This window comes from Nostoc sp. FACHB-133 (assembly GCF_014698055.1).
Lineage (GTDB): Bacteria > Cyanobacteriota > Cyanobacteriia > Cyanobacteriales > Nostocaceae > Nostoc.
Window position 1 is genome coordinate 1 of record NZ_JACJSH010000108.1, and the last position, 11,914, is coordinate 11,914.

Annotated in this window: 8 protein-coding genes and 1 pseudogene; 4 read left to right on the forward strand and 5 right to left on the reverse strand. The window is 43.3% G+C overall.

From position 1 onward, the window contains the following. The 3 genes and pseudogenes from H6G86_RS36305 to H6G86_RS36315 all read left to right on the forward strand — a co-directional run. Window positions 1-147, forward strand: a pseudogene (locus H6G86_RS36305) (photosystem II D2 protein (photosystem q(a) protein)); the annotation flags it as partial. Between the two features lie 755 nt (window positions 148-902). Continuing rightward, complete coding sequence (locus tag H6G86_RS36310; protein WP_114085681.1) at window positions 903-1,184, forward strand: 4a-hydroxytetrahydrobiopterin dehydratase; 282 nt, start codon at window positions 903-905, stop codon at window positions 1,182-1,184. A gap of 657 nt (window positions 1,185-1,841) precedes the next feature. Then, a complete protein-coding gene (locus H6G86_RS36315) occupies window positions 1,842-3,551 on the forward strand; it encodes an iron uptake porin (protein ID WP_190938426.1) in 1,710 nt (569 codons plus the stop codon). Window positions 3,552-3,717: 166 nt separating this feature from the next. Here the strand turns inward: H6G86_RS36315 and H6G86_RS36320 are convergent, their stop codons facing one another. The 4 genes from H6G86_RS36320 to acpP form a co-directional block, all read right to left on the reverse strand. Continuing rightward, window positions 3,718-5,064: a serine hydrolase gene (locus H6G86_RS36320; protein WP_190938427.1), complete on the reverse strand. Its 1,347-nt coding sequence runs from the start codon at window positions 5,062-5,064 to the stop codon at window positions 3,718-3,720. Between the two features lie 608 nt (window positions 5,065-5,672). Next, a complete protein-coding gene (gene tkt / locus H6G86_RS36325) occupies window positions 5,673-7,700 on the reverse strand; it encodes a transketolase (protein WP_190938428.1) in 2,028 nt (675 codons plus the stop codon). A gap of 320 nt (window positions 7,701-8,020) precedes the next feature. Continuing rightward, window positions 8,021-9,271 carry a beta-ketoacyl-ACP synthase II gene (gene fabF, locus H6G86_RS36330; protein WP_114085683.1) on the reverse strand — a complete coding sequence of 417 codons (1,251 nt, stop codon included), beginning with the start codon at window positions 9,269-9,271 and terminating at the stop codon, window positions 8,021-8,023. Window positions 9,272-9,564: 293 nt separating this feature from the next. Beyond that, window positions 9,565-9,819 (reverse strand): acyl carrier protein, encoded by a 255-nt coding sequence (gene acpP, locus H6G86_RS36335; protein ID WP_012410880.1) that lies wholly within the window; start codon window positions 9,817-9,819, stop codon window positions 9,565-9,567. A 423-nt stretch (window positions 9,820-10,242) separates the two neighbouring features. Between acpP and H6G86_RS36340 the strand changes: the two genes are divergently transcribed. Further along, a complete protein-coding gene (locus tag H6G86_RS36340) occupies window positions 10,243-11,154 on the forward strand; it encodes a CoB--CoM heterodisulfide reductase iron-sulfur subunit B family protein (protein ID WP_174713096.1) in 912 nt (303 codons plus the stop codon). Window positions 11,155-11,485: 331 nt separating this feature from the next. Here H6G86_RS36340 and H6G86_RS36345 read toward each other — a convergent pair whose 3' ends face one another. After that, window positions 11,486-11,809 carry a cytochrome P450 gene (locus H6G86_RS36345; protein ID WP_313931622.1) on the reverse strand — a complete coding sequence of 108 codons (324 nt, stop codon included), beginning with the start codon at window positions 11,807-11,809 and terminating at the stop codon, window positions 11,486-11,488. Window positions 11,810-11,914: the final 105 nt, after the last annotated feature.

Genomic DNA, 11,914 nt, shown 5'->3' on the forward strand with positions numbered 1-11,914 from the left:
GCGGCGGAAGACCCTGAGTTTGAAACCTTCTATACCAAAAACATTTTGCTGAACGAGGGTATCCGCGCTTGGATGGCTCCTCAAGATCAACCCCACGAACAGTTTGTATTCCCTGAAGAAGTTCTACCTCGCGGTAATGCTCTGTAATATTAAAAGCTGACCATGACTTGAATCAGTTGTATGGTTGCCGAAAATTGACATCAGCCAGATTAAATAATCTCCTTGGCATAAGCTAAAAAAGTGTCAATATTCCCCATTCTCCAGTCATCTCCCACCAAAAGGCGGGAGATTTTTTTATATATAGCTAATATCTCTAAATTTATGTGTTATGTTAGGTGAAGGTTATAAACCCAGAGTAAATACTCTGCCCTTTTAAAACTAAGACCGCTTAGGCAATAAGGAGGTGATGCCCATGATAGAAAGTAGTAAATGCGTGGGTCATCAGGTTGCAGTTAGCCGGCTGTGTGCCGGGGCTGTTCTCTAAAAGTTAGCCTTAGTCATCTTTGAGATACTAAGTTAGCTCAAGTAGCTAGGCAAGCTCGGAGTTCCTTCCGGCAGTCTGGTTGCAACCTGAAGACCCGCTAGACCGCTCTGATTTAGATCATCCGATCCAAATCAGAGCGGATAGTTTTTTATGGGTGACTTTTTAAAACTTAGATAGCAATACAGGCGATGGATAAAGTCAATGCGTTTAAGTTTTCTTAAAATTAAAAATATCTTGCATCAAACCTTGGTGTATGGCCTGATGTGAGCTACAGCATTTATTTACCAAGCCTGATTTAAATATACACACACGCATTAGGCATTAGCTGATCTTCCCATAGTTTATGTGTGGAAAATTAAATGGGTCTATTTCTGTCAAATGCAAGATGTAACAAATATATAAGTAGGAATTTTTTGAGATGACACAACTACTCACAGAAACGGAAATTCAAGAGCAGGCAAAAGTTTTGTCAGGTTGGACTGTCGAAGAATCTAAGTTGTATATTACTCGCACATTCAAGGATTTTATCCAAGCAATTGAGTTCGTCAACAAACTGGTGGAACCAGCGGAATCAGCAGGACATCATCCAGACATAGAGATTTCCTACAACAAAGTGAAGATTACACTCACAACCCATGATGCAGGCGGACTAACACAGGCAGACTTTGATGTAGCACAGACGATTTCCCAAATTAAATAAGTGATTTCTTCTGATATCTTGCACCAGGCGACTGTAAAGTAACAGCGACAAAGACAAAACACGCCTATCTGTACTCATGAGGGAAAACTAACCCGTAGCTTGATTGAGAGTAAGGGTATGCGTTTTTCTTGAAAGTTCGCGGGTTTCAACAACCTTGATTCCTGATTTTGTTTTTTATTCCAAAATATACCAGGCAACGACCCTTCTGAAAGGCTTTGCTATGTTTGTTATGGCCGAGCCAGTGGATTTCAACTGGTGTGCAATTTCTACAGGCTAAGTGTAAAAAGTGATTTTTATCTGCAAGATGCTAAGTATAGAAGACTTTCAGCAATTTAGCCAAGTAGGAACTAAATGCCCTAAACTTTACTCCCTGCTTATATATATAGACAGCTATGTGTGACAGTTATTAAGCCGATCGCTCCAATATTGCCATCTAGATCAGATGTTTTATAATGTTATGATATAAAGATATGTTTTTGCATAAGTTAATCACATCAGTTTTTAACCCCAGGTTAATCGTTTATTAGCTTTGCAAAAACTAAAATTGTAGTAGTGGCAATTATGCCTCATCCATAGGTTTCGATGAGATGTCGCATTTTCGAGAATTAGGTGGAACGAAACCAATTATCTAAACAAGGTGTGAGGAGTAAAGAAAAAATGTCTAATCTATTATGGAAATCCTTAGTGGTTAGCCCAGCAGTTTTGGGAGCAACATTGTTAGTTTCGACAACAGCAATTGCGGCTCCAAACACAACCACTGAACTATCACCAGCAAAACAAGCAGGTGTAGCTGAAGTTGCCCAACAGCCAGAATTGTTGGCTCAAACAACGATAGATCAAGTTAATCGTTACAGCAACGAAGGCAACCAAAATAACTCTCAGTCTCAAGTAACATCAGTTTCGCAATTTTCTGACGTACAACCCACTGACTGGGCATTCCAAGCATTGCAGTCCTTGGTTGAACGCTATGGTTGTATTGCAGGTTATCCGAATGCCACTTACCGTGGTAATCGTGCTTTGACCCGTTATGAATTTGCTGCTGGTTTGAACGCCTGTTTGGATCGCGTTAACGAGTTGATTGCCACAGCAACAGCTGACTTGGTGACGAAACAAGATTTAGCTACCCTACAGCGTTTACAAGAAGAATTTTCCGCAGAATTGGCAACCCTACGCGGTCGCGTAGATTCCCTAGAAGCGCGGACTGCTGAATTGGAAGCCAATCAGTTCTCCACCACCACAAAACTAGTCGGTGAAGCGATTTTTGCCGTTACTGATGTGTTTGGCGGTAACACTGGTGACAATAACAATACAGTCTTCCAAGATCGAGTACGTTTAGACTTGCAAACCAGCTTCACTGGTAGAGACGTTTTACATACTCGTCTCGCAGCAGGGAATGCGACAGCTTTCACACAATTTGATAACGCTGGTGGTGCGATCAACACTGCTGAAGGCACACAAACATTTGAAGTTGGTAGCACTGGTAACAACGCTGTTCGGATAGACCGATTGACCTATGAAGTTCCCGTAGGCCCAGCCAATGTATACTTGGCAGCCAGTGGTGGACGACACAGCCATTATGCTGCTGTCAACAATCCTTACTTTTTCGACAACACTGATGGCGGTAACGGCGCTTTATCCACCTTTGCTTCTGAAAGTCCCATCTATCGGATTGGTGGCGGTGCAGGTATAGCGCTCAATCTACCTCTTGGTAGAGGTCAGGGTCTTTTGGGAAATAGCTCAATCACTGCTGGTTACTTGGCATCACAAGCTAATGATCCTGCTCTAAGTTCCGGTCTGACCAACGGCGATTATGCTGCTTTAGGACAGTTGAACTTTAGTGTTGGCGATCGCTTGGCTTTAGCTGCTACCTACGTCCACGGATATAGCGCAGGTGGTGCTTTATTTAACTCTGGTTCTACGACAGATGGAGATATTGTTGCAGTAGGTACTGGACAAGCAAACACTCTACTAGGTGCAGGTTCCAGCAACTCCTACGGTGTGTCAGCTGCGTTTAGACCCAGCGACAAACTATCAGTTAGTGGCTTCGTCTCTTACCACGATGTGACTGGCTTCGGTGTAGGTGATGATTATGAAGCTTGGAGCTATGGTTTAGGGGTAGCCTTACCTGATTTCGGTAAAAAGGGTAACGTTTTAGGTATTTTTGCAGGTGCAGAACCCTACTCCTTTAACCGAACAGGTGTTGCTGCTGGTAATGATATACCATATCACTTTGAAGGCTTCTACAAATATCGCGTATCGGATAACATCTCTATTACCCCTGGCGTAATTTGGTTGACCTCTCCTGGTCAAAACAGCGCTAACGATGATGCAATTATCGGTACACTCAGAACAACTTTCACCTTCTAGACTGTTGACTATCCATTGATAATTTAGAACTTTATTTTTCCCCGCCATCAGGCGGGGTTTTTTATTTAGAGTAACAGCAGCAATAAATAAACCCCAATGATTAACTGGGGTATAGGGGCGCAAGGCCTTGTGCCCCTACTTCGCTTAAAGTAACAGATCGCGTCTTCTATCTCGTAGCACTGTTAGACGAACCAACCGCAGCGACTGGATTTGTTTGATTCAGATAATCGTAAACTAGTTGGGAAACTTGACGAATAAAGTCCCTCCCCCTAGTGTCTTTATAGGGACGTGTGACGAAGATAGCCGCTAAATAACGTTTTCCATTTGGCATAGTCACAAATCCGGCATCGCCGATGAGAAACCCAATATCTCCGGTTTTGTTGGCTATGACTGCACCTTTCCCCAAACCTGCGGGAAGCAGTGTGTGAATTGTAGTATGACGCAGAATATCCAAAGCTTGCTCTCGACTTTGTGGAGAAACTAGCTTGTTATTCACAACTAAAGCCAGCACCCGCGCCATATCTTGAGAACTTGTGGTGTTGGTTCCTCTCAAGTCAGCCAAAAGATGCCGAATTACTGTGTCTTTCAATCCCCAGTTACGGAAGCGCTGATTTAGTTTTGTAGCTCCACCTAAGCGATCGATAACCATATTGGTGGCGGTATTATCACTAATGGTAATCATCTTAGTGATGGTTTCCAAAGCTGTATACTTCTTGCCAACTCGCTCATACTGCATAGTTCCAGAACCATTGGTTACTAAGTCACGTCGCATAGTCAGGTTTTCCTGAAGGGTGACTTTACCCGCATCCAAATCTTGGAAAAAGGCAATGAGAATTGGCAATTTAATCGTACTAGCTGCTGGGAAAACGCGATCGCCCCCAACATCCAAATAATCCCCAGTATCCAAATCCAGGAAAAACATTCCTGTTTTCAGGAAGCTGTAACGATTCATCAAGGCTTTAATCTGCGGTTCCAGCGCTTTCATCGGTGAATGCATAGGAATTACGCCAGCAAACAGAGTGCTATTATCACTTACTGTTGGAGAAATACTCGATTGAGTCGGAGTTATTTCTAAAATGTTTGGCCGGGTTGCAGTTAATTGTATCGGCTTGGGTAACTGCACAGACCAATGATTGAGAGATTCCTCTTGCAACTTCACCTGTGCTAAGTCGAAAGTGTAATTAGGTGCTAAGGTAACGACCATACGGGTAGTATCTGCATTAAACTGCCCGATGCTAATGTCTTTAATTACTAACCCCACTCTTTGACTAGTCTGTGGATATCCTAGTTTGACTCCAGGTAAATCAATTACCAGACGGGTTGGATTGGTAACTAATTGTACTTTGGGTTGAATATTCTCGTCTGTCGTAAAATCTACATGATTACGATTGCTATCAAAATGCCAATTAGCGATCGCAGCAGCTTTGACAGTGGAACCAAACAGGAACAAGCTGAAGAAGCTGGGTAGAAGCCAGCTAAATTTTAAAATGTTTTCTTTGTGTGTGAGGAGCATCGGTGATCGTTTTGTGTGATGAAAATTCATGAACGAACAAAAGCCGCCCACTATTAAAGCACACAGATCAAAAATTTGTTCAATTATTGATTTATACGAAAAAACATCAGTTACAAGTGTTTAATTTAACTAGTATTATTTATGAGCCAGAATTATATGCTACTTCACCGTAACTAAGTAGCATTTTGAAAAACTCTAACTAATTCAGGAAAAAGAGTGAATTCACACTCAGCTAGATTTTCAATTATTTCCATACTAGATTACCCGAATAATGGTAAATAAAGTTTTGCAGTATCTGGTAAAAATTAAGTACATCTACGAAAGTTTACAATATTAATAAATTAAATTTATGGAAATTTTGTATAGTTCTCTCGATTAAACAAGTTTATTCGCAGAAAGTGTTCATTTCATCTGTTGACTATCCTCAAGGATCTCTCACCACTGAATCTTGACTAAGAAGCTATTTATAAACTGAATCTAAAGGTTAGTAGAAAAGAGCGCTGCCTTGGCGATTGCTATATGAACAATCTCCCTCTGCATAAAAACTGCATAAAAAAAAGGCGGGCAAGATGCCCACCTCACAAAACTTTGAGAATATTCTGTTGCTATTAACCCAACAATTGTTTAGCCTTAGCTAACACATTATCAACGCTAAAGCCAAACTTCTCTAGACAAACATTGCCTGGAGCCGAAGCACCAAAGCGATCGATACTAACGCAATCGCCTTCAGTACCCACGTATTTGTGCCAACCGAAACTGCTACCAGCTTCTACAGACAAACGCTTGGTGACTGCTTTTGGTAGAACAGACTCTTTATAAGCTGCATCCTGTGCTTCAAAGAGTTCCCATGAAGGTAGGGAGACAACACGGACTTTCTTACCTTCAGCCTTGAGTTTTTCGGCTGCGCCGACGGCGAGGCTCAATTCTGAACCAGTACCAATCAAGATGATTTCAGGTGTACCTTCGCTATCTACTACGGTGTATCCACCCTTCGCTACACCTTCAATCGATGTACCTGCCAAGTTGGGGACGTTTTGACGAGTGAATGCCAATAGAGATGGAGCGTTTTGCTTCGCTTTCTCGATCGCTACTTTATAAGCACCAGAGGTTTCGTTACCGTCTGCGGGACGAAACACTAATAAATTAGGAATAGCTCGCAAGGAAGCTAGAGTTTCAATGGGTTGGTGTGTGGGCCCATCTTCACCTTGCCCGATGGAATCGTGAGTCATCACCCAAATCGCACCAGCTTGAGAAAGGGCGGATAAGCGGATGGCAGCACGCATATAATCTGTGAAGATTAAGAAGGTAGCACCGTAGGGAATTAATCCTGAACTGTGCAGCGCGATACCATTACAGATTGCGCCCATAGCATGTTCCCGCACACCAAAGTGGATGTTGGGATTTTCGTAGTGCCCTTTTTGGAAGTCGCCCTTACCCTTGATTTCGGTCAAGTTGGAGTGGGTTAAGTCAGCCGAACCACCAATCAATTCAGGTAAAACCGCCGCCAGTTTGTTAAGGCAAGTTTCTGAGTGTTTACGAGTGGGTAGTCCTTTGTCTTCGGGGCTGTAGGTGGGTAGTACCTTATCCCAACCATCAGGTAGCTTGCCGCTTAGGTAGCGTTCAAATTCAGCTGCTTCTTGGGGATACTTAGCTTTGTAGTCGGCAAATGTTTTGTTCCATTCGGTTTCGTAACCTGCGCCGCGTTCAACTGCTTTGCGTGTGTGGTTGAGAGCTTCTTGTGGAACATCAAAAGGCTCGTATTCCCAACCCAAATTTTTCCGAGTCAAGGCTATTTCGTCGCCACCCAAAGCAGCACCGTGAATACCAGCAGTGTTTTGTTTGTTGGGAGAACCATAACCAATTGTGGTTGTCACCTTAATCATTGATGGTTTATCGGTGACAGATTTAGCTTCTTCAATTGCTTTGGCGATCGCTGCTAAATCGGTATTGCCGTCTTCAACGTGGAGAACGTGCCAACCGTAAGCTTCAAACCGCTTGGAAACATCTTCGGTGAATGCTACATCTGTGGAACCGTCGATGGAAATGTGGTTGTCGTCGTACAGAGCGATGAGTTTGCCTAATCCCAAGTGTCCTGCGAAAGAAGCAGCTTCACCAGAAATACCTTCCATGTTGCAACCATCACCTAAAATTACGTAGGTGTAATGGTCAACAATTTTGGTATCAGGTTTGTTAAATTTAGCGGCAAGATGCGCTTCTGCGATCGCTAAACCAACTCCATTAGCAATTCCTTGACCCAAGGGCCCAGTTGTGACTTCCACGCCTGGGGTTTCAAAGTTTTCTGGGTGTCCAGGAGTTTTAGAACCCCATTGACGGAATTGTTTGATATCTTCAATGGTGACGCTATCGTAGCCTGTCAGGTACAGTAGGGCGTACTGCAACATCGAGCCATGACCGGCAGACAAGACAAAGCGATCGCGGTTAAACCACTTGGGATTTTTGGGATTAAACTTCAAAAAGCGATCCCAGAGGACAAAAGCCATCGGAGCCGCGCCCATTGGTAGTCCTGGATGTCCCGATTTTGCCTTTTCTACGGCATCAATAGCCAAGAAGCGGATCGAGTTAATAGCCAGTTCTTCGACGGACAATTCTTTGGCGGATTGGGTTGCAACAGTCATAATCTCTTGTTTTTAACGACGGGTTAGCACTCTTCGTAGCTTCTCTTGCTGGGGTTATTTTAGATTCCCCACAGTATCCTCATCATCCCACTCCCGCTTGTCGATGGACAAGCGGGATCTCCTGAGTTTATGGTGATAAATCAAGCTGATAATTGGGTCATGCTGAACGCTTAAGTTATATCGGAATGATATTTCTGATACTTTGGGCATTGGGCATGGGGCATTGGGCAAACGAGCAGAGTCAGATTAAACTACTGAATTCAGAATTCTGAATTCTGCCTTCTGCCTTCTGCTTTCTGCCTCCTACCTCCTGACTTCTTTTAAACGTATTTCTTAAAAGCCAGTGTGACATTATGACCGCCAAACCCAAAAGAATTGGATATTGCCACCTCGACTTTTTGAGCGCGGCTGTAGTTAGGCACGTAATCTAAGTCACATTCTGGATCGGGATTTTCCAGATTAATTGTCGGTGGAATTTGGTCATTAGCGATCGCCAGTACTGTTGCCACAGCTTCAATACCTCCAGAACCGCCTAATAAATGACCTGTCATCGATTTAGTCGAGCTAATTGCCACCTTATAGGCGTGTTCTCCCAAGGCTTTTTTGATGGCTGAGGTTTCAGTTGAATCATTCGCCGGGGTACTAGTGCCGTGGGCATTAATATAGCTAATTTGTTCGGGAGTTATACTAGCATCTTTGAGCGCCAGTTCTATGGCTCTCGCTGCACCTAATCCGCCAGGGACGGGGGAAGTGATATGGTATGCGTCACAGGTCATACCATAGCCGATCATTTCGGCATAAATGTGAGCGCCGCGACTTAGGGCGTGTTGCAGTTCTTCTAGAATTAAAATTCCTGAACCTTCACCTAATATAAATCCGTTGCGATCGCGGTCAAAGGGGCGGCAAGCATGAGCCGGATCGTCATTGCGAAAAGAAAGGGCTTTGCAGGCAGCAAACCCAGCCATTGATAATGGTGTCACAGCTGCCTCTGTTCCGCCGCAAATCATTGCTTTGGCATATCCCCCTTGAATTAAGCGGAACGCATCGCCTACAGCATTAGATCCAGCAGCGCAGGCAGTTACAGGGCAGGAATTAGGGCCTTTAGCACCCGTGTGAATTGCCGTCAATCCTGCTGCCATATTAGCGATCATCATCGGTATCATAAATGGACTACAGCGATCGGGCCCACGGTTGAGGTAGATCGTTTGCTGGTCTTCTAATACCTTAATGCCGCCAACGCCAGAACCGATCATGACACCTACCTGTTCTGCATTCAGTTCATTAATAACTAACTGCGCGTTAGCTATAGCTTGTTTTGCTGCTGAAACCCCAAATTGGGCAAATCGATCCATGCGCTTGGCATCTTTGCGCTCCAAGTAATCATGTGGATCGAAGTTTTTTACCTCACCAGCAATGCGGCAATCATGGCTAGACGCATCAAAAAATGTGATGTAGTCAATGCCATTGCGTCCACTCAATAATCCATCCCAATATTCTGTTGCTGTGTTACCTATCGGTGTAATCGCGCCAACACCAGTTACAACAACGCGTTTACGTGTATGATCTGTCATGATTCAGTTAAAGGTGGCGAAAAAGCAGCAGGCATTAAACAGTGCTGAGTTATGTTAGCAGATAGCTAGGGTTTAGCCCGTCCTGAGTTCTGAGTTTTGGAAGCACCCAAAGATGGAGAAAACTCCGAACTTTTGCCTCCGAAAACTCTAACTCCTAAACTTTTAACTGTTCAGCACTCAGTTAAAAGTCAAAGCAGTGGTTTTTGCCATAAACGCCCAGAGGGAGCGAGACAAAGCCATCTGAACTTCTCCTAATAGGAGACTGCAAGGGCGAACAGAGACTCAAAACTTTTTTAAGCTGATGCAGCAACTTTGTTATTGATGTAATCTACTGCGTCTTGAACCGATACAATCTGCTCGGCAGCTTCGTCGGGAATTTCGATATCAAATTCTTCTTCCAAAGCCATCACGAGTTCAACAGTATCCAGGGAATCAGCTCCTAAATCTTCCATAAACTTAGCTTGTGGAGTGATTTTGGAAGCATCTTCAACACTCAGTTGTTCGATGACGATTTTCTTGACCTTTTCAAAAAGTTCCGTTTGGCTCATAAATAATAAAAGTCCTTAACCAGTTGCTAGGATCTACTCTTTAGAGAAGACATTGTTTTGAGCATATACATCTTATCGTCAAGCGCGATCGCCCGTATACTACCAAGAGTTTTTCTGTTAGAAAACCTCTCCTGTTCCTCAAAAGAATAGGGTAAATTTTCTGGGAACAGTTGTTTCTGGGAGCGGGCTACGCCATCGCCGATACAGTGTAAATGCTTTTATTGTCAATTATTGCTAAATTTTTTTACAATGTCTCGATCGGTATTTACAGCCTTGCTAGCAATCAGAATATTTAGACGCTGCGGCTTTGAACCTAGATGGTTAAAGAATCGCTGAAGGTCAAACATCATAATTTTGGTGCTAACAAGGAAGTAATAAAACAGTTATTGTTTAGAGCGATCGCTCTAACCCAAATATACCTCTATGCTATCTCAGACACTCAAACTCAAGTACGCTTATTTCCCTGGTTGTGTTGCTCAAGGGGCCTGTCGGGAACTTTACCAGTCAACTCAAGCCCTTACCAAAGCACTAGGTATTGAATTGGTTGAACTTAAAAAAGCTGCTTGCTGTGGTTCGGGCACATTTAAAGAAGATTCTCAACTGTTAGAAGATACAGTCAATGCTAGAAATATCGCCCTAGCAGAAGAATTAAATTTGCCTTTACTTACCCATTGCAGTACTTGTCAAGGTGTTATTGGTCATGTCAACGAACACCTGAAAGAATGTCAGACTTCTGACCCTACATACATTGAACAGGTTAATGGCTTGCTGCATAAAGAAGGCTGTTCGCCTTATCGTGGCAGTACTGACGTTAAACATCTTCTCTACGCTTTGGTGACAGATTACGGTTTAGAGGAAATTACCAAACGTGTCACCCGGAAGTTAACTGGATTAAAATGCGCGGCTTTTTATGGCTGTTATCTCCTCCGCGCCCAAAAATCCATGCCTTATGACGACCCGTTCCAACCAGAAGCGATGGAAAATATGTTTCGGGCGGTGGGTGCAACACCAATTTATTACCGAGGCCGGACACAATGTTGTGGTTGGCCTCTTGCTAGTTATGCCACTACCCAATCTTTCAAGATGGCGGGGATGCATATTCAGGACGCTTTGACATCTGGTGCTGACTGTATAGTTACACCTTGTCCACTGTGCCACTTAAATTTAGACTCGCGTCAGCCAGAGGTGGAAAAGGTAATTGAGCAAAAGTTAGGTTTACCAGTATTGCATTTACCCCAGTTGATTGCTTTAGCACTTGGGGTTAGTCCAAAAGAACTGGGTTTAGAACGGCACGTTGTTTCCACCAAGCCAGTGTTGGAGAAATTAGGATTTTAGTTTGTGGATTATCAGGCAATACAGTTCAGATAAGACCAAAACACTCGTAGAGACGGCGATTTATCGCGTCTCAAAACCCATGATTTTGTACAAGTAGTGCTTTGAACCGTATTGGATTATCAGGTGTAGGGGCATAAGACAATACGGTTCGGTTAAAGGGGAAAGTTTTAAATACATCCTTTACCCTTTACCTAGACCACAAGGAAAGTGAAAAATGCTTATCCAAACCGTATGGGAGTTTAAGATTGTTTATGCTATCAACTTAAGCAAAATCAACGCTTTCAGTATCAACCTGGGTAGAGACGCAAAAGCGATTTGTTTCATCAAAGATTTATGTTTTACTATTCAAGGGATGCTTTATCACCAAAGGCTCAATATATGCTTGTAGAGTATCTTTAATTTTAGAAGGTTGGCGAACTGGAGCGATCGCAGAATAATCCGGTTTTACTGTCCAGTCGTAATTGCGAAGTAGTGTGGAAAGCACAATTTTCATTCCCATCTGAGCAAATTCCATACCTAAACAACTGTGCGAACCATGACCAAAACCCACTAATGCTAAGGGATGTTTCTTATCTTTTTCACGAGGTGGTGCAAAGCGATCGGGTTCGGTGTACAGTTCTGGTAAACGGTGAGTCAGCATTGGCGAAATGGTCACAAACCAACCTTGTATCTTAGAAATAGTAGTAGACCGTCCCAACCTTGGTCAAGAAAGACCGCTTCGTAGCATGGGTCACTACAACAATCTCTTTGACAGAACTCG